Annotated in this window: 21 protein-coding genes and 2 tRNA genes; 17 read left to right on the plus strand and 6 right to left on the minus strand. The window is 36.6% G+C overall.

The annotated features are described in order from the left end of the window. Position 1 precedes the first annotated feature (1 nt). Together ODR02_RS18720 and ODR02_RS18725 are read left to right on the plus strand one after the other, a co-directional pair. Positions 2-379, plus strand: a complete 378-nt coding sequence (locus ODR02_RS18720) for a rhodanese-like domain-containing protein (protein WP_309513036.1) — start codon at positions 2-4, stop codon at positions 377-379. A gap of 13 nt (positions 380-392) precedes the next feature. Next, positions 393-692 carry a thioredoxin family protein gene (locus ODR02_RS18725; protein WP_034692844.1) on the plus strand — a complete coding sequence of 100 codons (300 nt, stop codon included), beginning with the start codon at positions 393-395 and terminating at the stop codon, positions 690-692. Between the two features lie 133 nt (positions 693-825). Here ODR02_RS18725 and ODR02_RS18730 read toward each other — a convergent pair whose 3' ends face one another. Continuing rightward, positions 826-1,578: a nitrilase family protein gene (locus tag ODR02_RS18730; protein WP_309513037.1), complete on the minus strand. Its 753-nt coding sequence runs from the start codon at positions 1,576-1,578 to the stop codon at positions 826-828. A 225-nt stretch (positions 1,579-1,803) separates the two neighbouring features. Between ODR02_RS18730 and ODR02_RS18735 the strand changes: the two genes are divergently transcribed. The 7 genes from ODR02_RS18735 to ODR02_RS18765 all read left to right on the plus strand — a co-directional run bounded on the left by ODR02_RS18735 (position 1,804) and on the right by ODR02_RS18765 (position 11,475). Beyond that, entirely contained in the window at positions 1,804-2,244 is a 441-nt protein-coding gene (locus ODR02_RS18735) for a DUF6646 family protein (RefSeq protein ID WP_105684037.1), read from the plus strand. 106 nt (positions 2,245-2,350) lie between these two features. After that, positions 2,351-3,841, plus strand: a complete 1,491-nt coding sequence (rseP, locus tag ODR02_RS18740; RefSeq protein WP_309513038.1) for an RIP metalloprotease RseP — start codon at positions 2,351-2,353, stop codon at positions 3,839-3,841. An 80-nt stretch (positions 3,842-3,921) separates the two neighbouring features. Beyond that, positions 3,922-3,995: transfer RNA gene (locus ODR02_RS18745), tRNA-Asn, on the plus strand. A 497-nt stretch (positions 3,996-4,492) separates the two neighbouring features. Further along, the gene (locus ODR02_RS18750) at positions 4,493-7,675 is read left to right on the plus strand and encodes a S41 family peptidase (protein ID WP_309513039.1); all 3,183 of its coding nucleotides are present in this window, start codon (positions 4,493-4,495) and stop codon (positions 7,673-7,675) included. A 64-nt stretch (positions 7,676-7,739) separates the two neighbouring features. Further along, a complete protein-coding gene (locus tag ODR02_RS18755) occupies positions 7,740-8,459 on the plus strand; it encodes an AAA family ATPase (RefSeq protein ID WP_209786641.1) in 720 nt (239 codons plus the stop codon). A 135-nt stretch (positions 8,460-8,594) separates the two neighbouring features. Continuing rightward, a tRNA-Asn gene (locus tag ODR02_RS18760) sits at positions 8,595-8,668 on the plus strand. 275 nt (positions 8,669-8,943) lie between these two features. Next, the gene (locus tag ODR02_RS18765) at positions 8,944-11,475 is read left to right on the plus strand and encodes a DUF5686 family protein (protein WP_245169806.1); all 2,532 of its coding nucleotides are present in this window, start codon (positions 8,944-8,946) and stop codon (positions 11,473-11,475) included. A gap of 86 nt (positions 11,476-11,561) precedes the next feature. Here ODR02_RS18765 and ODR02_RS18770 read toward each other — a convergent pair whose 3' ends face one another. The 4 genes from ODR02_RS18770 to rplU all read right to left on the minus strand — a co-directional run bounded on the left by ODR02_RS18770 (position 11,562) and on the right by rplU (position 13,134). Continuing rightward, positions 11,562-11,735 (minus strand): bacteriocin-like protein, encoded by a 174-nt coding sequence (locus ODR02_RS18770; protein WP_309513040.1) that lies wholly within the window; start codon positions 11,733-11,735, stop codon positions 11,562-11,564. 206 nt (positions 11,736-11,941) lie between these two features. Beyond that, a complete protein-coding gene (locus ODR02_RS18775) occupies positions 11,942-12,109 on the minus strand; it encodes a bacteriocin-like protein (protein ID WP_165791699.1) in 168 nt (55 codons plus the stop codon). 176 nt (positions 12,110-12,285) lie between these two features. Next, on the minus strand, positions 12,286-12,543 hold the full coding sequence (gene rpmA, locus ODR02_RS18780; protein ID WP_002984034.1) for a 50S ribosomal protein L27: 258 nt from the start codon (positions 12,541-12,543) through the stop codon (positions 12,286-12,288). A gap of 12 nt (positions 12,544-12,555) precedes the next feature. Then, positions 12,556-13,134 (minus strand): 50S ribosomal protein L21, encoded by a 579-nt coding sequence (rplU, locus tag ODR02_RS18785; protein ID WP_076597840.1) that lies wholly within the window; start codon positions 13,132-13,134, stop codon positions 12,556-12,558. A 184-nt stretch (positions 13,135-13,318) separates the two neighbouring features. Here rplU and ODR02_RS18790 point away from each other — a divergent pair, with 184 nt between their 5' ends. The 8 genes from ODR02_RS18790 (at position 13,319) to ODR02_RS18825 (ending at position 23,355) form a co-directional block, all read left to right on the plus strand. Continuing rightward, entirely contained in the window at positions 13,319-14,206 is an 888-nt protein-coding gene (locus ODR02_RS18790) for a metalloprotease (protein ID WP_105684033.1), read from the plus strand. A gap of 144 nt (positions 14,207-14,350) precedes the next feature. Then, positions 14,351-15,439: an acyltransferase family protein gene (locus tag ODR02_RS18795; RefSeq protein ID WP_209786638.1), complete on the plus strand. Its 1,089-nt coding sequence runs from the start codon at positions 14,351-14,353 to the stop codon at positions 15,437-15,439. 74 nt (positions 15,440-15,513) lie between these two features. Further along, entirely contained in the window at positions 15,514-16,092 is a 579-nt protein-coding gene (locus ODR02_RS18800) for a tRNA-(ms[2]io[6]A)-hydroxylase (RefSeq protein WP_062676098.1), read from the plus strand. 24 nt (positions 16,093-16,116) lie between these two features. After that, positions 16,117-16,734, plus strand: a complete 618-nt coding sequence (locus tag ODR02_RS18805; RefSeq protein ID WP_047377240.1) for a DUF502 domain-containing protein — start codon at positions 16,117-16,119, stop codon at positions 16,732-16,734. A 93-nt stretch (positions 16,735-16,827) separates the two neighbouring features. After that, positions 16,828-18,204 (plus strand): tryptophanase, encoded by a 1,377-nt coding sequence (locus ODR02_RS18810; protein ID WP_309513041.1) that lies wholly within the window; start codon positions 16,828-16,830, stop codon positions 18,202-18,204. A gap of 325 nt (positions 18,205-18,529) precedes the next feature. Then, the gene (locus tag ODR02_RS18815) at positions 18,530-19,606 is read left to right on the plus strand and encodes an FAD-dependent monooxygenase (RefSeq protein WP_309513042.1); all 1,077 of its coding nucleotides are present in this window, start codon (positions 18,530-18,532) and stop codon (positions 19,604-19,606) included. Between the two features lie 2 nt (positions 19,607-19,608). Further along, on the plus strand, positions 19,609-20,766 hold the full coding sequence (locus tag ODR02_RS18820) for a pyridoxal phosphate-dependent aminotransferase (protein WP_309513043.1): 1,158 nt from the start codon (positions 19,609-19,611) through the stop codon (positions 20,764-20,766). A 162-nt stretch (positions 20,767-20,928) separates the two neighbouring features. Then, entirely contained in the window at positions 20,929-23,355 is a 2,427-nt protein-coding gene (locus ODR02_RS18825; RefSeq protein WP_309513044.1) for a TonB-dependent receptor plug domain-containing protein, read from the plus strand. Between the two features lie 43 nt (positions 23,356-23,398). On the opposite strand, the gene ODR02_RS18830 is transcribed toward ODR02_RS18825, so the two are convergent. Next, positions 23,399-24,616, minus strand: coding sequence for a PQQ-dependent sugar dehydrogenase (locus ODR02_RS18830; protein WP_309513045.1), 1,218 nt, complete (start codon positions 24,614-24,616; stop codon positions 23,399-23,401). Between the last annotated feature and the right edge of the window lie 80 nt (positions 24,617-24,696).

A 24,696-nucleotide genomic window follows, 5' to 3' on the forward strand; every position in this document is an offset into this window, starting at 1 on the left:
CATGAAGATTCAGTTTTTTGGACTTGTTTTAGCAACGGCTTTTACGCTAAGTGCCTGTAAAACAAATCATACGACTGTCACCCCCAAAGCAAACATCAAAGAAGTGGTCAACAGTTCTGATGTCACATTGGTGGATGTCAGAATTCCGGAACAGTATTCGGCAGGAACGGCAAAAAATGCCATCAATATTCCATTAGCGGAGATTCAAAGCAATATAGAACCCCTGAAGGGCAAAAAAGTTGTTGTGTTCTGCAATAAAGGAGTTCAGGCAGATCAGGCTATGGAAATACTGAAGAAAAATGGAGTTGAAGCCTATGATGGTACAAGTTGGAAAAATGTAAAAGCGATCCAGGACGAAACAAACAAAAAAGCAAACTAATAAAACCCAAACTATGTCACAAAAATTTCAGGAAATTATTGATTCTGAAAGACCGGTACTTATTGACTTTTTCGCAACATGGTGCCAACCTTGTAAAGTACAGTCTTCAGTATTAAATACGGTAAAGGAAAATATTGGTGAAGGAGCCAGAATCATAAAGGTAGATGTAGACCAATATCCTGCACTGGCAGCTCAATACGGAGTGCGTGGAGTCCCTACACTGGCCATTTTCAAAAAAGGAGAAATGCTATGGAAGGAAAGTGGTGTTCATGATGTGAATACCCTCACACAACTTTTACAAGAATATGCTTAAAACTGTAATTTTTCACAGTTTTTGCTTTTTATAATTCCCGCAGATCGCACAGATTTCCACAGATAATTATGTTTATTTTTCTTTATATAGAAATTAAAAATCTGTGAAGATCTGCGAAATCTGTGGGAAAATCCTAAAATTCAATAGAAAAGGAATCTCTATCATTCAAAAACTGGAAATGCTTTCTAAAATCGTTCAATTCTTCCATATATAGTTCTGCAGATACAAGATTTCCCTGTTTCTGAGAAATTTCTTTTCCATCCCCAAAGAAGCAGTGAGAGCTCTCCTGATAAAAGAGATTATTCCCATCCGTTCCTATTCTATTTAAACCAAATACGAAAGATAAATTTTCAATGGCTCTGGCCTTTAACAAATGTTCCCACGCTCCTACTCTTTTCTCCGGCCAGTTTGCAACATATAAAACAGCATCATAATCATCATTATTTCTTGCAAAAACAGGAAAACGCAGATCATAGCAGACCTGAAGCAGGAAACGTATCCCTTTATATTCAACGATTACCCTTTCTTTCCCTGGTGTATAAACTTTATCTTCACCCGAAAAGGAAAACAAATGCCTTTTGTCATAGAAAGCCGTTTCACCATCCGGTTGTATAAAATACATTCTGTTGTAAAAATTTCCGTTTTGCTCTACGGGAGCACTTCCACAGAAAGCTGCATTTTTTTCTTTTGACATTCTTTTCAAAAACTCCAGTGATTCATTATTCCGATCCGAAACTTCAGAAGCATCCATACAGAAACCCGTTGAAAACATTTCAGGAAGGAGAAACAGATCTGCTTCCACATTTTGCAGTTCGTTTTCTATGAGTTTAAAATTGTCAGTTTTATTTTTCCAGATGATATCTAAATTAAGCCCTACAACTTTCATCTTTTATTCTTTTTTTAAATTATTCGAAATCTGATGTATAAAAATACAGTTTTTATGATTACAAAAGAGGAATTAAAACTGCTGAAAAGACGATTTTATCCACAAAAACTGAATCCTTTTTCATAATAATTTATTAAAGTCACCCATTTTCATAGGACTGACATTCTTTCGGTTTCATTTTTGATAGAAGTATTTTTTATTAATATCCTTAAAAATTAAAAATTTATGAAGAAATTGTTTTTTATGGTGACGATCTTATTTTTTGGTGCAATGGCCAATGCTCAGGCCTGGACAGGAAAAGGAGATCAGAAAATACAACTGGGGCTGAGTGCCTGGGGATATGGAACCGGAATAACGGGAACTTATGACTACGGACTCAATCAACTTATTTCAGTAGGAGCTGGTATCAACGGCTATTTTGACAATTATAAAAACAACGATAAGGATAATCGTGTTTTTGTTTTCGGGAGACTGAACTTTCATTTACAGGAAGCACTGAACCTGCCTTCAAAATGGGACATCTACCCAGGAGTGGACCTTGGCGTTCTGGGAAAAGACTTTGGAGTGGGTGCTCACATCGGAGCCCGCTATTTCTTCACAGAGAAAATAGGAGTCTTTGCAGAGGTTGGTAATAATGGCAGTCTTGGGGTTTCTTTCAATTTATAAACAAATCGTCTTTAAATATGACAAAGCTTCTCGTTTCGGGGAGCTTTTTTATTTGGCATAGTTTTGATAATTGTTACCTTTGCAAATTAAAATCTAAAATTTATTAATGGAAATAGCAATCAAACTTTTTCAGTTCATTCTGAGCATCTCTATACTAGTGCTTCTTCATGAGCTTGGGCATTTTTTACCCGCAATATGGTTCAAGACAAGAGCAGAGAAGTTTTTCCTGTTTTTTGATCCTTACTTCTCCATATTCTCCATGAAGAAAATCAATGGAAAATGGCAGTACAAATTTTTATCAAAGAACCTGCCGGATTCTGAAGTAATAGAGGTAAACGGAAAGAAGGAAGAAGTTCCTATCGATATATCAAAACTTCCGGACAACGACTGGAGAAAACATCCTGAACAAACCAAATACGGAATCGGATGGCTGCCTTTCGGAGGGTATGTGAAGATTGCAGGAATGGTAGATGAAAGTATGGATACTGCCCAAATGAAAAAACCGGCAGAACCATGGGAATTCAGATCAAAACCGGCTTGGCAGAGACTTATTATTATGCTGGGAGGGGTTACTGTTAACTTTTTCCTTGCATGGTTAATCTACAGTTCTCTATCTTTCTTCAATGGAGAAACGTATACAGATATCACGAAATTCAATAACGGTATTGAAGCTACTTCAGCTGGAAAGAAAATGGGATTCCAGAATGGTGACAAAATCATCAGCGTAGATGGAAAACCGGCAGAAAGACTTGAAAACACTTCAATCAATATTCTTTTAGGAGACAATGTTACTGTAAACAGAAACGGACAGGAAGTCACTTTCCCGGTAAATGCTGACGGTGTTGCGGATGTTCTTAAACAGAGAGAAGCGAAACTATACATTACACCGAGAGTTTCTATGGTTATTGATTCATTAGCCACTCCTTCTTCTCAGGCATCTGGTCTTGCGAAAGGTGATAAAATTGTGGGAATCAACGGTAAGAAAGCAGCATTCTTTGATGAAGTAAGTGCTCTTTTAGCTGAAAATAAAGGAAAAACAATTACTGTAGACGTTGAAAGAAACGGAGCTGTACAAACCTTACCTTCAGTTTCTGTTGATAAAAACGGAAAATTAGGAATAGCTATTGATACAAAAAGCATTGCAAAAGAAATTGTAACCAATAAACAATATTCTTTCGGAGAAGCTATTCCAAGAGGATTTACAAGAACTATCGAGGCGTTGACCACTCAGGTTAAGCAGTTCAAAATTATGTTCAACTCTAAAGTTCAGGGGTATAAAAATGTAGGAGGTCCTATTGCGATTGTAAAGAATATGCCTGTAGATAAAGATGCTGACGGAAGCTTTAAAATCAACTGGGTTGCTTTCTGGAGTTTTACAGCGATGTTCTCCGTATGGTTGGCATTCCTGAACCTTATTCCTATTCCGGGACTTGATGGTGGACACGTTTTATTTACTTTATATGAAATTATTGTAGGAAAACCGGTTCCACAGAAAGTTTTAGAGAATGCTCAGATGATTGGAGTTATCTTCCTGTTAGGCTTAATGTTACTCATCTTCGGAAGCGACATCTTCAAGGTATTAACAGGGAAATTATAATTTTTTTAAAATTTTTCTTAAAAATATTTGTAGGGTATAAATATTCGTCCTATATTTGCACCACTTAAAACAAAGGACATTCCTCCTTAGCTCAGTTGGTTAGAGCATCTGACTGTTAATCAGAGGGTCGCTGGTTCGAGCCCAGCAGGAGGAGCAAGAAGACTTACAGAAATGTAAGTCTTTTTTTGTGTCTTACTATGAACTATTTCATAGTAAGGACTCCAAATCTGAGAAATTACACACTTGTAATTTAAATATAACGCAAAGGATTAGTAGCTGGTACTTCATTTTTAAGGAATCAAAGGCGGAATCAACTTTGTTGATTCTTTCTAAGCGCAAACATAACCATTCAGATTCATCAGCGACTCTGTCGCCTTCTTAGCTATCTTAAAATAAGATGAATGAAAATAATCTTTGCGTTTTGTAGAACCAATGAGTCCAACACAAAAAATAAATATTTGTAATTTTTCTTCAGTTTTCCAAAAACACACCTCTTTTTTATTGGATTTTATCAGCCTTTAAAGCATTTTACCTGTAACTATTTCGTTAATCATCCGACTATTCTTTTTTAGAGTAATCCGGATTGAGAAAATTTTTCACAAATAAACATTTTTCTAAAAAGGCAAAAAAATAACAATACCCAATTGTACCATGAAGAAAACTATTATTTCGTTACTAACAGTATTTTCTATTATAGGAATTGCAGCGCAGGAAAAGTCATATTTTTTATCAAGTCCCTCATTAAGCCCTGATGGAAAAACAGCTTATTTCGCTTACGATGGTGATATCTGGAAATCAGATTCCAATGGTGGAAATGCTTCAAGAATTACTGCACTGGACGGAGAGGAGATCAATCCCCGTCTTTCTCCTGATGGAAAATGGCTTGCCTTCAGTTCCAACCAATATGGAAATTATGATGTGTATATAATGCCTGCAGGAGGAGGGACAATAAAGCAGCTAACCTTTCATACCGGAAGAGATGAAATGGAAAGCTGGGCATGGGACAGTAAAACCATTTATTTTACGTCCAGCAGAAATAATAACTTCGGCAGTTTTAAAACAACCATTGAAGGGAAAACACCACAAAAACTATTCAACAATTATTTTAACAATACCAACGGTCTTGTAGAAACACCTGCAGGAGAATATCTTTTCACGAGTTCTTCGGAAAGCGCTCATCAGGTACAGAGAAAGCGTTATAAAGGAGAAAACAATCCTGATATTCTTGGATACAACTCAAAAAGCAATTCTTTCAAACAGTACACCCATTACGAAGGAAAGGACTTCAACCCAAGTGTAGATAAAAATGGTATTATTTACTTTATTTCTGATGAGAACAACGGGGAATACAATCTTTACAAACTTGAAAATGGTAAAAAGACTGCTTTAACCCAATTTGATACTTCTATTAAAAAACCGTATGTTTCAGCGGATGGATCTAAAGTTATTTTTGAAAAGGATTATCAGCTTTTCACTTATGATGTAGCCTCAAAAAATACCACACCTCTTACCATCAGTCTGAATGCCAACAAAACACTGGAAAAAGCACAGAATTTCAATGTTGAAAATAATATTTCCTATTACGATGTATCGCCCGATGGTAAAAAGATGGCATTCATAAGCCGTGGAATCATATTCGTTTCAGATATTGAGGGAAAATTTTCCCAGCAGGTTTCTGATGGGAAAGAACGGGCAATGGAAGTAAAATGGCTGAAAGACAACAGAACGCTCCTTTATAATCAAACATATAACGGCTATCAAAACTGGTTTACGATTCCTGCAGACGGGAAAGGTCAACCAAAGCAATTAACGGAAGATTTACGCAACAACCGCAATATCACCCTGAATAACGACCTTTCAAAAGCAGTTTATTTAAGCGGTCGTGATGAAGTAAGATTGCTGGATTTAAAAAGCTTCAAATCTACAACCATTGTAAAGGATGAAATATGGGCTTTCCAAAACTCCAGACCTTCTTTTTCTCCTAACGATGAATATGTATTGTTTTCAGCAAAGAGAAACTTTGAACTTGATATTTTCATCTACAATATTAAAAAAGCACAGACCCTGAACCTTACCAACACAGGTGTTTCAGAGGAAGATCCTGTATGGTCACCGAATGGGAAGTATATTTATTTCGCCAGCGACAGAACCAATCCGTCCTATCCTTTAGGCATGCAGAAGTCTAACATTTACCGCATGGCGCTGGACTGGTTTGATGAACCTTTTAAATCTGAAAAATTCGATAATCTTTTTACTGAAGAAAAGAAGGAAACAAAATCTTCAGATAAAGCAAAAGATAAAGACAAGAAGGATAAAAAAGACGACGAAAAGGAAAAAGAGAAAAAAGAAGAAAAAGAACCGGCTATCAAAGAACTGAAAGTAAATCCTGAAGATACGCTGGACAGAATCGAGCTGGTTACGGACCGATATGGATATCAGGACGATCCTGCCGTTTTTGCTGACGACAAGAAAGAAATCCTCCTTTTCAATTCTAATCAGGATAACGGAAAAAGACAACTGTTCAAAAAAGTTTTCACAGATTTTGAACCTGCCAAATCAGAAAAAGTTTTCGATAAAGCAGCTTATTACCTTACTAAAAACGAGAAAAACCTCTTCGCTCTAATAGAAGGTAATATTTATAAAACAACGGTTGCCGCATTAAAACCTGAGAAAATAAACATTCAATATAGTTTTGACAAGGATCTGGCGTCAGAATTTACCCAGATGTATGCTGAAGCCTGGACGGGTGTAGAAGAAAACTTCTATGATGAAAAGTTCCATGGCATTGACTGGAAAGCAAAAAAAGAACAGTACGCCAAATATCTGCCGTATGTGCATAACAGAAATGATCTGCGAATTTTACTAAATGATCTTTTAGGTGAGCTTAATTCTTCTCACACAGGATTTTCTTCTACAGGGAAAGAAGAAACCATGTTCCTGAGCTATTTCACCAACGAAACAGGAATTACCTTCAAAAAAGACCAGCCTTACACCGTAGAAAGCATTTTGAGAAAATCTCCGGCTTACCGCTCAGGAGTTGATATTAAACCTGGCGACCAGCTGATTTCTGTAAACGGAAAAAAAATTGATCCAAACGAAAATATCGAAACGTATTTTACAAGCCCTAAAAAACAGGATGAGCTTGTACTCACGTTCAACCGTGATGGTAAAAATGTAACCGCCAAAGTGCATCCGATTTCTAATGGAGAATTAAAAGGATTACTTTACGATGAGTGGATCTACAATAATCACCAGCGTGTTGATAAGCTTAGCAACAACAGAATCGCTTATTCATGCATGAAAAACATGTCTACTGATGAGCTGGACCGTTTTCTTTTGGATATGGTAGAGCAGGAAAACAGAAAAGATGCTGTTATTCTTGACCTTCGTTATAATACCGGAGGAAATGTTCATGACAAAGTATTGAATTTCCTTTCTCAAAAACCTTATCTGCAATGGAAATACCGTGAAGGAAAAATAACGACACAACCTAATTTTGCCCCTTCCGGAAAACCAATTGTCCTTTTGATTAATGAAGCTTCTTTAAGTGATGCAGAAATGACTGCAGCCGGATTTAAAGCATTGAAACTGGGTAAAATCATTGGCCAGGATACGTATCGCTGGATTATTTTTACTTCAGCAAAAGGTCTTGTAGACGGTTCTTCTTATAGATTGCCTTCATGGGGTACTTATACGCTGGACGGACAAAATCTTGAAAAAACAGGAGTAAAACCTGACATTTACGTTAAAAACACCTTTATGGACCGTCTTCAGGATAATGATCCTCAGCTGGAAAGAGCTGTTCAGGAAATACTTAAGGATTTGAAGAAATAAGGATTACCTCTTATTTTTTGCACATATTTTGCTTGATAAGAGGTAATCATTTTTATCAAGCAAAATGCCTTATTTATCCAGGATTTATTTAAAAGATAATTGTCCACAAGACTTCCCCTTCACCCTGCCTTTTTTGCGCAAGGGTCTAGATATAAGACTAAAAAGCAATGTTACCTTTTTTGTTGGCGAAAATGGAATTGGAAAATCCACTCTGCTTGAAGCTATTGCAGACAAGTGTAATTTCAATGTTGCCGGAGGAAATCGCAATCATAATTACAACTTTCATAAAACAGAATCGACGCTGTCGGAATATCTTACTCTTTCCTGGCATCATAAAACTTCTCAAGGTTTTTTCATGAGGGCTGAAAGCTTTTTCAACTTTGCGACCTATATTGACGAAGTTGCTGAAGAGGATCAAAGAGTTCTGGAAGCCTATGGAGGGAAATCTTTACACCAGCAGTCCCATGGTGAAGCATTTTTATCATTATTCCATAACCATTTTCAACACGGAATTTATCTTCTTGATGAACCGGAAGCTGCTTTATCACCACAAAGGCAACTTTCCTTACTCTCTATTATTCACAAATTAGAAAAAACAGGGAAGGCTCAGTTTATAATTTCAAGCCATTCTCCGATCTTAATGAGTTATCCGACTGCAGAAATTTATCTGCTTGATGATAAAATTCAAAAAATACACTATAAAGAAACAGAGCATTATCAGCTCACAAAGAATTTTTTGGAATCACCAGAACGCTATTTTCAACATTTATTTGAAGACATCTAACTTTACCTGAAATTTTCTGAAAATATTTCTTATTGAATTTCAATACATTTAGTTAAAAACTATTAAGAATAAAGGATAAAACTTGCTTGGTACGGATATTCATATTATATTTGCAGCACCTAAAACAAGGGAAATTCCTCCTTAGCTCAGTTGGTTAGAGCATCTGACTGTTAATCAGAGGGTCGCTGGTTCGAGCCCAGCAGGAGGAGCAAAAAGACTTACAGAAATGTAGGTCTTTTTTCATTTATAATCATAATGAAAAAGAATGGGAATCACTCCAACAGGGAAAGACTTTTTACCGACTATTAATCCTCTGATTCTTATCCTTTAAGCATCAAAATTTCCTTTTTAATTTTCACAAACGCATATATAATTTTCGCTACATTTGTCGTTTTATATTATAGAATAAAAATATTTTACTTTTTCACCTATTTTTTTAATAAACTGCATGCTTTTTGTTTATGATAATTGCCTGAAGAAACGAATGATGTTAAACAATAACTCCCAAAAACACTATCTTTTATTTTTTTTTCTGATTCTCTCCAGTTCCGTATGCGCTCAAAACAGGGCCAGCGGTAAGGTGGTTGACGAAAAGAACAATAAAGAACTGAATAAAGTTGATATTTTTATCAACAATGATAAGAATCCTTCCCTGACGACAACTTCAGGTAGTTTCATCGTTCAGTCAGACAGCATCATTCATCAGTTAAGATTTTCCAGAAAAAATTATACTACAGAAACCCTTGATATTACTCCCGAAAATGCTGAAAATATTTTCGTACAGCTTTCACAGGCTAAAGTAAGTGATATTCAGGAGATTGTTCTTCAAAGTGGTAAAACAAAATACAAGAACAAGAAAGAAAACCCGGCTTATGCGATTATGCAGAAAGTCTGGGCTCAAAAAAGAAATAACGGACTGGAGAAGTTCGATACCTATTCGTATAAGGAGTACGAAAAAACACAGTTTGATCTGAACAATCTAGACAGTGCGTTCATGAAGAAAAAGATTTTCAACAAACTGGATTTTATTTTTGACTATGCAGATTCCACAGCAAGCGGAAGATTAGGCCTCCCTATTTTCATCAATGAAGCCGTTTATGAGAACTTTGGTAAAAACAGACCTGATAAGGACAGCAAAAGAACATTAGTTGCCCAAAAGACTTCAGGTTTTCAGGACAATCAGGTGATTACGGTTTCTGCTAAAAACTTATATCGTGATATTAATATCTACGACAATACTTTAAATTATTTTGATATTGGCTTCCAAAGTCCCGTGGGAACAGATGGCTTCAGCACCTATGATTATAGTCTTATGGACACCATTACTATTCGTGGGGAAAAAGCCTTCCAGATAAGGTATCAGCCTAAGAGAAAAGACATCCTTGCATTCCAGGGAAATCTTTATATTGATACAGATACCTATGCTGTTTTAGGAGCAACATTGAAGTCAACACAGAAAATCAATGTCAACTTTGTCAACAGTGTGTATACTCAGGTGGAATATGACAACCCTGATGACGCTACATTTCTTCCTAAAAAACTGATCACGGAATTTGAAATGAGCCCTTTTTCAAAAAAGAAAGGCGCCAAGAGTATCATAGCCAAAAGGTCAGTAGATTATTCCGATTATCAATTCAACAAACCTCTTGATCCTAAAGTATTCAAACGCACCGAAGAAGAATACGAAGACAAGTTTACCAATAAAGATGAAGCCTACTGGACTAAAGCCAGACCTGATACTTTATCTAAAGCTGAGCAGGGTGTTTATAATATGCTTGATCAGCTTCAGCAGACTCCTAAATTCAACCGAATGGTAAAACTGTTTGAAACGCTTGGTTCAAGATATTATAATGCATTTAAAGGAATAGATATTGGTCCTATCTTTTCAATTTACGGAAGAAATGAGGTAGAAGGAGACAGAATAAGATTAGGAGCAAGAACCTATTTTGGATTGAACGATACCTGGAGAGCTCAGTTTTATACAGCCTACGGATTCAAAGATCAACAGTTCAAATATGGAGTTGAGGCAAGATATATGTTCAATAAGCTTAACCGCTTTATGATTGGGGCAGGAACCAGCAGAGATATTGTTCAGCTTGGAGGACAGCTTACTTCCGGTGATGGGGTTACCCCACAATCTTCATCTTCCAGTACATTTTTTGCAAGAGGAGAAAACATTTCTTTAAGTTCTGTAAACAAAACAAGTGTCTTTGCTGCTATTGAACCCTGGAAAAACTTCCAGATCCGAATAGACGGAGTAATGCAGAGTATTAAGTCTGCTATTCCGGAGAAATTCAACCTGATGTATTATAAAGACGGTCGCCTAAGACAAACAGTGAATGACTCACATGTTACCATCAGTTTAATTGCAAAACCCGGTGCAAAATTCTCACAAACCGGAATTGACCGTTACCAGGCCAGAAACTTAGCTCCAACTATTGTTTTAAGATATACAAGAGGTATTGAAGGGCTATTTAATGCAGATTTCAACTATGACAAATTGCAGTTTATGCTTTATAAACCTTTCCTGATTGGAAGTGTGGGAAAACTAGTGGTTAATTTTGAGGCCGGAAAGAACTTTAATACAGTTCCTTTGGCACTACAGAATATCATTCCTGCCAACCTTTCCTATGGTTTGGTACCCAATACATTCTCTCAGCTTAACTATTATGAATTTGTAGCTGATGCCTATACCACCCTTCAGCTGGAGCACCATTTTAACGGTAAGATACTTTCTTATATTCCGTTGATTAAAAAACTGAAACTTAGAGAGGTTGCCTTCATCAGAGGAGCGTATGGAACATTAAGTGATGCAGCCAAGGCAATCAATGTGGAAGGCTTCAGATATTCAGCGCCCAGCGAACATATTTATTATGAATACGGATTCGGGATTGAAAATATAGGAATCGGAAACCTTAGAATCTTCAGAGTTGATTTCAACTGGAGAGGCAATTACCTTGACAGACCAGATATCTCAAAATTCGGCGTTAAAGCTGGTTTCCAGGTAGGATTCTAAATTGAAAATAAGATAAAAACAACTCCGGCGGCTTCTTTGAAGCCGCCGGAGTTTATTTTTTAAACTTTATATAAAGTCAGTGATGCTTAAAAGCACTCACAAAGTTCTTCCACGTCAAGCAGACAACGCATTTTCTGCTCCTTTGTCAGTCCGCACCACGTACTACATGAAGTAATTGGTTTTGGTGGACACCATACTGTACCCGCTCCTCCGTTGATTTCTTTAAGGTTCTTCTTCGTTAATTTCTTTAAATTTTTCATGATTATAATTAGTTTTATTTGCTGCCTACTCTCTCTGCTTTTCGGCTTCCGCAATGATTTTTTTATTTGATTTCGGACAAATATATCAATATTTCACAACCATGAGATATTATTTAACTTTTTTTAATATTTAAAAAAGGCCGAACACATTAAAGGTTCAGCTCTCTTGTTATTTTCAAGAATAATACAATCTGTGCTTGTATGTCTTATTCAAAACATTCTGTACATGGCTGAGAAAGCATGCAGTGTGATTTCTGCCACGGAGACCATCTGCACCATTCGTCACAGGACTGAAACATGGAAGGACATACTGCTGCCACACCTCCGGTTACTCCTTTTAAATTCGTTCTGGTTAATTTTCTTACATTTTTCATAGATATTTTGTTTTTAATATTGCCTACTCTTTATGCTTTTCGGCTTTCGCAACTGACTCAAAACTGGGCAGTTAACAAATATAAAATATTTCACGAATAAATGAATGCTTTGAAAACCAGTAAATAAAAAACCTCAGTAAAAACTGAGGTTTTAATTTTTATAAAACGCTTAAAAATTATGCGTTTGGTTCTACAGATACGAAAGATCTGTTGTTTGCTTTCTTTCTGAAAACTACTTTACCATCTACTAATGCAAACAAAGTGTGATCTTTACCGATTCCCACGTTATCACCTGGGTGGTGTTGAGTACCTCTTTGTCTAACAATAATATTTCCGGCAATAGCTTCTTGTCCTCCGAAAATCTTCACACCTAATCTTTTAGAGTGAGACTCTCTACCGTTCTTGGAACTACCGACTCCTTTCTTGTGTGCCATTTTATTACTGGATTATTTATTAAGTGCTTTAAATTGATCGATATTCTTAATGATAGCAGCATCTACTTCTTCATGAGTAAGAATATTCTTTTCTAATTCAACTTTAACTGCTTTACCTAAAGTAATTAAAGTTTCTCTGTTCTCTTTAGACTGAGACAAGTTGTTTTTCTTTAAGTGATAGTTCAACTCGTGATCTTCACCAAAGTTAACAGTTGCGTTGTCAGAAAGAACTTCACCTTTCACAGTTTCTTTTTTAGCAGCAGCTTTTTTAGCTCCACCTTCAAATCCTGTAATACCAGTGATTACGATTTGAGTTAAAGATTGTCTGTGACCGTTTTTCACTTTGTAACCTTTTCTTCTTTTCTTTTTGAAAACGATTACTTTATCAGCTTTTACGTGGTCAAGGATCTCTGCTTCTACAGTGATTCCGTTTACAGCTGGGGCGCCTACAGTGATTGCACCGTTTACAGTAAGAAGAACTTTATCGAAAGAAACTTTTCCTCCTTTATCTCCTTTTAAACGGTTTACAAACAACTTCTGGTCTTGCTCAACTTTGTATTGAAGCCCTGCTATTTCTACAATTGCAAACATTGTTTATAAATTTTTAGTTATTTCGAGGTGCAAATATACATATAATTTTCTAATTAGCTTACAATCAAAGCAATGTTTTTTTAATTAAAATCCTATTCACTATGTTTTGAATAATTTTTTTAAATAATGTACTCACACTTAAGAGATAATTTCATACCTTCGTTTTACCAAATTGAATTTATATATGAAAAGAAACTTTAATCTCTGCTTACTAGCAGGCGCCATTGCTGTTACTTCATTAACAGCATGTAGTGATGACCAAATGGACAACAATGTTCAACCTCAACAAGAAGCACAGAGTGCAAAAATTGATCAGCCAGGAACTACCGAAAAAGGGTGTTCTTATGTTGACAACAACTGGAGTTCCAATTCAGTTTTACTGACCGGGCTTCAAAACACCACAGACACCAATTTTATGAACGGTCAGATGACTAAAATTGCAAGCATGTGGGGAAGAAGCAATCCTACGCTGCGTTTTGTAAACGATCCATCCAATTTCAATTCAACCTATAATGCGATTTCCTACTCTACAGGAAAGATCTATTATGGATATGCAATCTATTATGATGCAAAATCAAAAGGGGGTGATATTGTAAACGCAATGATTCTTGCTCATGAATATGGACATCAGCTGCAGTACATCTTCAATCTTCCTTCTGTATCAGAGTCAACATACAGACCGAACGAACTTGAAGCGGATGGCTTTGCAGGATATTATCTGAGAAGACCTAACGGGTACAATAAAACCAGTTTCCCGGAAATTGCAGCAGCCTATGAATTTGCTCAAAGTATTGGGGACTATCAGACAACGAGTGTTAACCATCACGGAACACCTGCACAAAGAAGATCAGCAGTTCGTTTAGGATTCCTTTTAGGACAGTATGATCTTAATGCTTCCAATTTCGATTATAACTTCTTCTATTATTATCAGGGAGTATTAAACGGAACTTATAAGATGGCTAAGAACACTGTAAATCCTGAAATTGACGCGTATATGAGTCAATATATTGATGAACTTAGAAAAATTCAGTCAGGAGAAATTTCTGCGGAAGAATTTAAACATCTTCAATAAACGAGAACATTCATTTTTAGCATATTTAAGAAAGGAGGCGGACAGTATGTTCCGCCCCTTTTTATTTTAACATTTTTTTTCTCTTTTATAAAATCAATTTGTTTGTATTTTTGAAAAATAAAAAAGAATATCCAAGCAACTACAATGAACAGAGATCTCTACATTGATTTCGCCAAAGGACTGGCCACACTTTCCATCATATTTATCCATACCGCTTTCTGGTCTGGGCAGTTTTATATTCCCACAGAAGTAAGGGTGTTCTCTCTGGTCTTTGATGTCGCACTTTTTTATGCGTTGAGTGGTATTACTTCGGGAGCAAATATTGAAAAAACATTATACCGTCTTCTGAAACTGCAGATCACTTATATGATTTTTGTAACCTTCCTGTTCTTTTTAGATTACTTCTTTAAAGTATTTGGATTGAGTTTCTTTTCTATGGAATGGCTCCAGAGTTTTTACTCCACCTTTGGCTCCAAATATTCAACAACCAGTATTTCAGTCTATCCCCAATGGGAAAATCTTGGAAACTGGTATCTTCATCAGTACACCAACGCCGATACCTTTCCTGTGGTAATGGGAAGCTTCTGGTATCTAAAAGTATATTATATACTCACCGTTTTCGGGGTATTAATTTTAAGGTTTTTCCCAAAACATATCCATTGGTTCATCGGGCTTTGTATAGGTTTAACACTGCTATTCAACATCTTTCCGGAATATTATCCAACGGGACAGGTGGGATATGTCGCTTTCTACCTTGCTGTCTTTTTAATTGGCCACACCATGCGTGGAAAAAAGATTCCTTCCAAAGCAATTCCTGTATTATATGCACTTGTGACCGCAGCACTTATAGGGATGTTCTGGTACTATGGAGGTGATATCTTCTATAAAATCAATAAGAATAAGTTTCCTCCAAAAATCCCTTATATCATCTGGGCATTATTCTCTCTGGTAACTTTATTTGTCCTTTATAACCGACTGAAGATTACAAAAGAAAACTTCATCACCTATATCGGGAAGAATGCCATTTTCTTCTATTTTGCACAGGGAATCAGTTCTTCACTGGTTTATTTCCTTGTAGTTCCATTAAAAGAAAACATGCCGTGGTGGCTTTTGATGATCATTATTTATGGTATTAATATCGTTTTGGCCTTCATTATTTCGGCAGGATTGAAAAAAGTAGATACATCAGGTTGGAATATTCTGGAATTCTTAAGAAGAAAGACCGCATCTTAAGACTTTAATGATCAAATTGAAATAAAGTCACATTCCTTACCTCAATTTGTTTAAATTTACAAAAATTTTACAACATGTTTAAGTTGAAACTACCTACCGATCCAAGGTGGGCAAATATTGCAGAAGGAAACATTGGAGAAATTTTAACGGATCATGCCTGGTGTGAGCAAAAAGCAGCTACCAATGCCATAGGCCTGATTACAATGCTTCCGGAATATCCTGAGATTGTGACCGAACTTCTTGCCATTGCACAGGAAGAATTGGATCATTTTAATCAGGTGCATGAAATCATTAAGAAAAGAGGTTTTACTTTTGGAAGAGCCAGAAAAGATGATTATGTCAATGAACTGGCAAAATTTATTGTGCAGGGAAGCAGAGAAGACCTCATCGTGGACAAAATGCTTTTTGCGGCTATGATTGAAGCCAGAAGCTGCGAAAGATTTAAGGTTCTTACCGAAAACATCAAAGACGAAGAGCTTAAGGTTTTCTACAAAGAACTGATGATTTCTGAAGCCAATCATTATACAACTTTCATAGGATTTGCAAGACAGCTTGGAGATCCTGAAAAAGTAAACAAACGTTGGGAAGAATGGCTGGAATATGAAGCCAATATCATTAAATCCTACGGAAACAAAGAAACCATCCACGGTTAAAATAAAAATAGTAAAGAGTATCCATTGAAGAAGCCAAGCTTTGAAAATATCGCCAATCTATTCCTGAAAAATTTTTTCCAGGGGCTCGTGATCATTGGTCCTATCGGGCTTACCATTTTTGTCATCTGGTATATCGTAAGTGCGATTGACAATCTTGTTCCTTCTCTTGCCAAGCAGATTCCGGGGCTCGTATTTGTATCCATCATTCTGTTTACGGCTATTTTAGGATATTTAGGAAATAAATTCGTTGTCGGAAGATTCTTTTTCGATACGATGGACAGCTTACTGGAGAAAACTCCGGGAGTAAAACATATCTATACTCCCACGAAAGACGTGATGTCTTCATTCGTGGGCGACAAGAAAAAATTCAACGATCCTGTATGGGTAAAAACCAATGAGAATCCGGAAATCTGGAGAATCGGCTTTTTAACTCAAAAAGAAATGTCGGACGTTGACAAGCATAATTACGTTGCGGTATATCTTCCCCACTCGTACGCCATCTCGGGCTGGGTAATTGTTACTGAAGAAAAAAACATCAAACCTGTAGTGGGAATGACAGCAGCTTCTGCCATGAAGTTTGCAGTGAGTGGCGGTGTAGCCGGATTCCATTCTGATGAAAATATATTTAAGGCTCCGGAATAATTTCTTTTTCCGCCTTATTTATACATTGATGAAATTTGAAAAATTATTTTCAAGCACATTTTCTTTACAAACAATTTAAAACATATTTAACTCATGAATTTACCGTACGCGGAACCTTTCCGCATTAAAATGGTGGAGGAAATCTACCAATCTACAAGAGAAGAAAGAGAGCAATGGCTTAAAGAAGCTAATTACAATCTTTTCAATTTAAGATCTTCACATGTTTACATTGACCTGCTTACGGATTCCGGAACCGGAGCAATGTCTGACAGACAATGGTCAGCTTTGATGACAGGAGATGAAAGCTATGCAGGATCCCGTTCTTTCGAACAATTACAGAAAACCGTTGAAAGTATCACAGGATTCAAATATTTATTGCCAACACACCAGGGAAGAGCAGCAGAAAATGTTCTTTTTTCAGTATTGGTAAAAGAAGGTGATGTAGTTCCCGGGAACTCTCATTTTGATACCACAAAAGGACATATCGAAATCAGAAAAGCTCATGCCATCGACTGTACAATTGATGAAGCTTTTGATATTAATGATCTTCACCCTTTCAAAGGAAACATCAACCTTGAAAAACTGGAAGAAGTTTATAAAAGCCATCCTAAAGAAAACATTCCTTTCTGTTTAATTACCATTACCTGTAACTCTTCCGGAGGACAGCCTGTTTCTTTGGAGAACATGAAGGCGGTAAAAGCTCTTTCTGACCAATATGGAATCCCTGTATTCTTTGATTCAGCAAGATTTGCAGAGAATGCTTATTTCATCAAAAAAAGAGAAGCAGGACAGGAAAACAGAAGCATTAAGGATATCTGTAAAGAGATTTTCTCTTATGGAGACGGGATGACAATGAGTTCCAAAAAAGACGGCTTAGTAAATATAGGAGGCTTCATTGCATTGAATAATGAGGAAGTTTTCAGAAAGGCATCCAATTTTACCATTATCTACGAAGGGTTTATTACCTATGGAGGAATGGCCGGAAGAGATATGGCAGCATTGGCAGTAGGTCTTGATGAAGCTACTGAATTTGCTTACCTTGAAAGCAGAATTTCTCAGGTTGAATATCTGGGGAATAAATTAATAGAATATGGAATTCCTGTTCAGAAACCTATTGGAGGACATGCTGTATTCATTGATTCTTTAAATTTCCTTCCGAATGTTTCCCGTGAAGAATATCCGGCACAGACCTTAGGACTTGAAATTTATAAGGAAGCAGGGATAAGAACTGTAGAAATCGGAACTTTGTTAGCCGACAGAGATCCTGCAACAAGAGAAAACCGCTATCCGAAGTTAGAATTGGTACGTCTGGCAATTCCTAGAAGAACTTATACCAACAACCATATGGATTATATTGCTGCTGCTATCAAAAACGTATATGAAAGACGTGAAGAAATAGCAAAAGGATACAAGATCACCTGGGAACCGGAAATCTTAAGACACTTTACTGTTCAGCTTGAAAAAGCGTAATGATAGAACCGGAAATTTTTTCCGGTTTTTTTATGCATTCATTTTGAGAATTCATCAAACAGGAAGAAGTTTACCTGTTTTTGTTTTCGCTGTCATCACTAACCCAACAACCTTATAATCATTTAGATATTATAAACAAAATAAATCAATCATATTTTTTTATTGCTAATAATACATCATGCTTTTCATTCTATTTTTTATAAAACAAAAATCAAATTGACCATTTTTTGAGATAGTGAAGGTTTTTAATTTTAATTTTGTATTTATCTAAAGGAGATAAAAAAAATACTTAAAAAACCAACCTGAAAAATACATTATTCCGCAAATGAAGAAAATTGCTGTCGTGGGCGCCGGTATTTCCGGCTTAAGCATGGCGAATTACTTAGAAAAATACAAGATTGATTATCACATTTATGAAAGAAGAAAAAAGAAAGATCTGGCAGGTCACGGCTTTCTCATTCCGAAGGAAGGGATGGACTATCTTTATCAAATCATTACCCCTGATCTTCTTCTCAAAAATGGAAATTTCCTGAAAAAATATGTACAGTATTCTCACACCGGAAAATTTCTGGCAGAAAAAGATCTGGATAATGTTTTTGCAATTTCGAGACACGCATTGATTAATCTGTTAGCCCAAAACATTTCTGCTGAAAAGATATCATACGAAGAAACCATATTTTACGATGATCAGCAAAGTGACAACCTTAAGTTTTCTGACGGAACCAATGTTGGTGCAGATATTATTGTTATTTCTGACGGATCCAGAAGCCGCATCAGGAAGAATCTTTTTAAAGATGAAATAATGAGAATGGTAAGAGAAAGTGAGGTCGTTAATATCATTCAGAATAAAGAAATTGCAGATTCTATTGAAAATGACTTTATGAAATTTCATCATGAAGAAGGCGGTCTGACATTCGGGATTCTTAAGCTGTCTGATGATACGATTCTTTGGTATTCACAGTTTGATAACCAAAAATACACAATCAATGAGTGTTCTGCAGAGAACCTAAGAAAATATATGCTTGAAGTTTTTGAAAACTGGCATCCTATAGTTCCGGAAATCATACGAAAATCAGACTATAAAAATGTACATTTATGGAATGTTTATGAACTGGAAGAACTCAATCCATTTTACAAAGAAAACACCGTATTTATCGGTGACGCAGCACATCCACTGATTCCATTTACAAGCCAGGGAGTTACTTCTGCTTTGAAAGATTCTTTTTTACTAACGAAATATCTAGTTGAAGAAAATTCCATAGAGTATGCTTTCAGTAAATATGAGTCTGAGAGAAAACCTGAAATCGAGTTTCACATCAGCAATGGGAGGATATTACTCAATCAGTTTTTACTCCCTCTCAACCAACAAACAGAAAATATTTTACCCATATCTTATAAATAAATATGTTCACCAATAACGATATCAACTTTGAAGCGCTAAAAAGAAAGGCCTACAACGGAAGATGGGCAACCCTGGAAGACGGAATTATCCCTCTTACAGCTGCAGATCCCGACTTCAGAACGGCTCCCGAAATAGAACAGGGAATTATTGAATACCTGAAAGATGGCTACTTAAGTTACGGCCCGTTTTCGGGACTTCCGGAATTCAAAAAAAGTGTTGCAGATCATTTTAATGCTGAAAAACACGGAAATTTATCTCCTGAAAATGTACTGGCAGTCAATAGTGCTGCACAGGGAATGTTTCTGGTCGCGTCCTATGTTCTTACCCCCGGAGATGAAGCCATAATTCTGGATCCGGTAGATTTTCTTTTCAAAAAATCGGTAGAAACGGCAGGAGGAAAAGTAATATTATGTCCCGTGGATACAGTGACGGGAGAAATTGATTTTGAAAGGCTGGTTTCTTTAGTCAGTCCTAAAACCAAGCTTATCAGCATATGCAATCCTCATAATCCACTTGGAAAAGTTTATTCTAAAGAAATATTGATTAAAGTAGCAGAGATTGCTTCAGCCCATGATCTTTGGGTCATGAGTGATGAAATCTGGAGTGATATTATTTATGACAATAAAAGCTTTCATACCTATTCTTCAGTATCTGAGAAGGCCAAGAAAAAGAGCTTTACAGTATATGGATTTTCAAAATCATTCGGAATAGCAGGATTGAGAATCGGAGCTGTACTGTGCAATGATCAGGAGATCCTTGAAGATTTCACAGAGAAATCCAATTTCAATTCAACGATAGAAGGCGTTTCTACTTTGTCACAGATCGCCGGAAGTGTAGCTTTGGAAAAAGCAAAACCCTGGTATAAGGAATTTTTAGCGCATTTACAGAGTAACAGGAATCTTGCGTTTACATTATTAAGCCGTTCAGAAATTCTAACTCCTAATCTGCCTGAGGCAACTTTTGTACTGTTTCCAAAGATAGAAAACGGAATGTCCAGTGATGAATTTGCCCAGCACGTTTTAAAGCACGGAAAAGTAGCGATTGTTCCCGGATCAGAAAGATGGTTCGGAAAAGGCGCTGAAGGCCATATCAGAATTTGCTTTTCTACCTCACAGGAAATTTTAGAAGAAGGAATTAACAGAATCATTACCAGCTTTTAACATTAAAATTTTTAATTAAATTTGGATAACACATTATTATTTTTCCGAATTTAACCCAAATCAACATTAAATTAAGATATTCATACTAAATATTTTATTTTAATGTTGATTTAAAAATAAATATTGATAATTTTGATTGAATCACCACTTAAAATTATTAATATGAAAATAAAATACATCAGCATTATTTTCCTTGGAGTTTCTACTCTCTCCTATGCCCAGCAAATAAAAGACACTCTGAAAGAATCAAAGATTGACGAAGTAGCCATTACCGGAAGCCGAAACAAAAAAAGGACTGTAGTCAATACGCCTGTACCTATCGATATTATAGACATTAAACAGGTAAGCCAGTCCACAGGACAGGTAGAAATTAACCAGCTTTTGCAATTTTCTGCTCCATCTTTCAACTCCAATAAACAATCAGGATCTGACGGTGCTGATGCTGTAGATCCGGCTACTTTAAGAGGTCTTGGCCCTGATCAGACTTTACTTCTTTTAAATGGAAAAAGATACCATCAGTCTTCACTGATTAATCTTTTCGGAACCAAGGGAAGAGGAAACACCGGATATGATATGAATACCATTCCGATTGGCGCGATAAAAAGAGTGGAAGTTCTACGTGACGGAGCATCAGCTCAGTACGGTTCGGATGCTATTGCAGGAGTAATTAATGTTATTCTGAATGACAGAGATAAAGGTTTTGAAGGAAATCTATTCACAGGAATGAACCTTTTTAAAAGCCCCGGAAACAATGATGTGGTCTCTGATCATAAAATAGACGGAACTACTTTTGATTTCAGTGGAAATTTAGGAACTAAAATAGGTTCAAAAGGAGGTTTTGGAAACTTTACCGTAGAGTTTATCAATAAAGATTATGCGATACGAAATGCGAATCCGGATGTGTACACATCACCAAGACAGCGTTTCGGGGATGCAAAAGCGCAAAACATTTACTTTTTTGGAAATATTGAGGTGCCCTTAACTGATGGTCTGAAATTCTATTCCCGTCAGGGCTTTTCACATAGAAATACAAAGGCTTATGCCTGGACCAGAACACCTGATGCAGACGGAAATATTCCTGAAGTTTATCCTAACGGATTCAACCCGATTGAAAACACCAGCATTACAGATTTTACTTTTGACAATGGCCTAAGATTCAAAGTTGCAAACTGGGATGTAGATTTCTATAATGCTTTTGGTAACAATAGATTTACTTACCAAATAGACAATACAATTAATGCCACTTTGGGAGTTAAATCTCCTACAAGTTTTAATGCAGGAGGACATTCTCTACTTCAGAATACCACTGGGTTTAATGCTGTGAAACAGTTTAAAGTACTGGAAGGGCTTAATATCGCTTTCGGATCAGAGTTCAGATATGAAAAATTTGACATCATCAAAGGAGAAGAAGCCTCATATGCCATGTATGATATTAATGGAAATGTAGTTACAAAAGATACTCCTCAAAATTTATTGGTCACCAATCCTTCGAGTGGCAATGTAAGGCCTGGCGGTTCTCAGGGATTCCCGGGATATTCTACTGATACCGGTAAAAGCAGAAATAACTTTGCGGCGTATGTAGACACTGAACTGGATGTAACCAAAAACTGGATGATAAGTATTGCCGGAAGATTTGAAAATTATAATGATTTCGGAAGTACCCTGAATGGTAAGTTTGCTACAAGATACGCTATCACTCCACAGTTTGCGTTCCGTGGGTCTGTTTCTACAGGATTCAGAGCTCCTTCTCTGGCTCAGAAATACTACAGCCAACAGTTTACCAACTTCCAGGGAGGGCAGTTGGTTACAATTCAGCTGGCATCTAACGACAGCAAGCTGGCAAGCAGCCTTGGAATCCCTCAACTGAAACAGGAAACCTCTGTGAACGGAAGTGCCGGATTTACTTTCAATACAGGAAAATTCACGGCAACAATAGATGGCTACTATATTCGTGTAAAGGACAGAATCGTTTTGACGGGATATTTTGCACAAGCAGACTTGCCGGCAGATGTTCAGGCAGAGAATCCATTCATCGATCAGGTACAATTCTTTTCCAATGCTATTGATACCAAAACAAAAGGGGTTGACCTTATCTTAAGTTATACTGAAAACATTGGTTCCGGAAAACTGACTGCTACTTTAGCCGGAAACTATAATGATATGGAAATCACCAAAGTAAATACTTCAGAACAGCTGGCGGGAAAAGAAGACATTTACCTGAGTGCAAGAGAAAAGGCTTTTATCCTTGCTTCAGCTCCGAAGACCAAGGTTAATTTAAATCTTAATTATAGACTCAACAAATTTAATGTAAACTTACAGATGGTAAGGTTCGATAAAGTAACCCTGATTGGCTATGACGACTCAGAACAGGTCTATAACCCAAAAGTTACCACCGATCTTTCTTTCGGATATGAATTCTGCAAGAATCTGAATCTGACTTTAGGAAGTAAAAATCTGTTCAACAGATATCCTACTTTACAGACCTCTCATGTATCCAGCGGAAATACAGAAGCCGGAGGTATTTTTGATCCTGTACAGATGGGATTTGCCGGAAGACAGGTTTTTGCCAGACTCAACTTTAAGTTTTAATTGAAAATAAAAACTCCTGAAGATTCTCAGGAGTTTTTTTATGTTATTTTTTTGAAATTTTATAAAGCTTACCACTGTCTGTTACAGCATACAGATTTCCGTCCATTCCATTCAATACATCACGGAAACGTTCTTTCTGATCTGCAAGAAGGCGTTCTTCTCCCACTACTTTATTATCTTTCATTACGATTCTGTTGATATGCTCGCCACTCAGACATCCGATAATGAGATTTCCTTTCCATTCATCAATATTCCCCGTGTAAAAAGTAATACCACTTGGTGAAATCACAGGATCCCAATAATAAACCGGTTGTTCTGTTCCTTCTCTTTGGGTTATTCCCTTTCCTACCTTGTCCCCGGAATATTCAATCCCATAGGTTACATCTCCCCATCCATAATTTTTTCCCGGTTGAATCAGATTAATCTCATCTCCTCCTCTCGGTCCCATTTCCACATCCCATAAATTTCCATTGGAATCGATTGCCATACCTTGAGGATTACGGATACCATAGGCATAGATCTCAGGCTTAAAGCCTTGCTTACCAATAAAAGGATTTCCCGGAGCAGGCTTACCTTCTTTTGTAATCTTTAGAATTTTTCCAAGATAATTATCTGTTTTCTGAGCGTATACGCGGGTTACTTTATCTGATCTTTCTCCGGTACTGACAAATAAATTTCCATCTTTATCAAAAGCCAGACGGCTTCCATAATGCTTATCTCCGTCATAAGAAGGTTCGGCACGGAAAATAACTTTCACCTCTGAAATATTTTTGAGATCTGCAGACAACTTCCCTTTCGCAACAGACGTTAAGTTTCCTTTTCCAAATGGTTCAGAAAAACTGAAGTAAATAATACCATTGGTTTTAAAATCAGGATCAAGGGCTACATCAAGCATTCCTCCCTGCCCTTTAGAATCCACTTTTGGAAAGCCTTCAATTTTTGACACCTGTTTTCCATCTGTTGAAACAACATTCATATGACCTTTTTTATCCGTAATGAGAAACCTCCCGTCAGGCAAATTGATAATTCCCCAGGGCCTTCCCAAATCTTTATTCAATATTTCTACATTATAGGCGGTTGTTGTCTTCACAGCCTTGATTCTTGTCTGTCCTTTAAATGCCGGCTTATAATCAGAATTCGGATTTTCCGTTTCCACACTTCCGTCATTTCCTGTCTTCTGAGCATTGGTATGATTCTCTTTACATGAAGATAAAAAAAGAAAAAGGCTTACTACAGGGATGTAAAATTGATTGATTTTCATAGCATTACGATTAGGTGATTGTAGGCTATGAATGGAAAAATAATGCCATAAAACATTATCCTGCCTAATAATTTCTTTTG

The sequence above is a fragment of the Chryseobacterium sp. CFS2 genome (assembly GCF_036543225.1).
In the GTDB taxonomy this organism is placed as follows: Bacteria; Bacteroidota; Bacteroidia; order Flavobacteriales; family Weeksellaceae; genus Chryseobacterium; species Chryseobacterium culicis_A.

Bases quoted from the DNA above. Each gene is read 5' to 3' on its own strand.
- ODR02_RS18720 (WP_309513036.1), top strand. From the start codon at position 2: ATGAAGATTCAGTTTTTTGGACTTGTTTTAGCAACGGCTTTTACGCTA.
- ODR02_RS18725 (WP_034692844.1), top strand. From the start codon at position 393: ATGTCACAAAAATTTCAGGAAATTATTGATTCTGAAAGACCGGTACTT.
- ODR02_RS18730 (WP_309513037.1), bottom strand. From the start codon at position 1,578: ATGAAAGTTGTAGGGCTTAATTTAGATATCATCTGGAAAAATAAAACT.
- ODR02_RS18735 (WP_105684037.1), top strand. From the start codon at position 1,804: ATGAAGAAATTGTTTTTTATGGTGACGATCTTATTTTTTGGTGCAATG.
- rseP (WP_309513038.1), top strand. From the start codon at position 2,351: ATGGAAATAGCAATCAAACTTTTTCAGTTCATTCTGAGCATCTCTATA.
- ODR02_RS18750 (WP_309513039.1), top strand. From the start codon at position 4,493: ATGAAGAAAACTATTATTTCGTTACTAACAGTATTTTCTATTATAGGA.
- ODR02_RS18755 (WP_209786641.1), top strand. From the start codon at position 7,740: ATGCCTTATTTATCCAGGATTTATTTAAAAGATAATTGTCCACAAGAC.
- ODR02_RS18765 (WP_245169806.1), top strand. From the start codon at position 8,944: ATGATGTTAAACAATAACTCCCAAAAACACTATCTTTTATTTTTTTTT.
- ODR02_RS18770 (WP_309513040.1), bottom strand. From the start codon at position 11,735: ATGAAAAATTTAAAGAAATTAACGAAGAAGAACCTTAAAGAAATCAAC.
- ODR02_RS18775 (WP_165791699.1), bottom strand. From the start codon at position 12,109: ATGAAAAATGTAAGAAAATTAACCAGAACGAATTTAAAAGGAGTAACC.
- rpmA (WP_002984034.1), bottom strand. From the start codon at position 12,543: ATGGCACACAAGAAAGGAGTCGGTAGTTCCAAGAACGGTAGAGAGTCT.
- rplU (WP_076597840.1), bottom strand. From the start codon at position 13,134: ATGTTTGCAATTGTAGAAATAGCAGGGCTTCAATACAAAGTTGAGCAA.
- ODR02_RS18790 (WP_105684033.1), top strand. From the start codon at position 13,319: ATGAAAAGAAACTTTAATCTCTGCTTACTAGCAGGCGCCATTGCTGTT.
- ODR02_RS18795 (WP_209786638.1), top strand. From the start codon at position 14,351: ATGAACAGAGATCTCTACATTGATTTCGCCAAAGGACTGGCCACACTT.
- ODR02_RS18800 (WP_062676098.1), top strand. From the start codon at position 15,514: ATGTTTAAGTTGAAACTACCTACCGATCCAAGGTGGGCAAATATTGCA.
- ODR02_RS18810 (WP_309513041.1), top strand. From the start codon at position 16,828: ATGAATTTACCGTACGCGGAACCTTTCCGCATTAAAATGGTGGAGGAA.
- ODR02_RS18815 (WP_309513042.1), top strand. From the start codon at position 18,530: ATGAAGAAAATTGCTGTCGTGGGCGCCGGTATTTCCGGCTTAAGCATG.
- ODR02_RS18820 (WP_309513043.1), top strand. From the start codon at position 19,609: ATGTTCACCAATAACGATATCAACTTTGAAGCGCTAAAAAGAAAGGCC.
- ODR02_RS18825 (WP_309513044.1), top strand. From the start codon at position 20,929: ATGAAAATAAAATACATCAGCATTATTTTCCTTGGAGTTTCTACTCTC.
- ODR02_RS18830 (WP_309513045.1), bottom strand. From the start codon at position 24,616: ATGAAAATCAATCAATTTTACATCCCTGTAGTAAGCCTTTTTCTTTTT.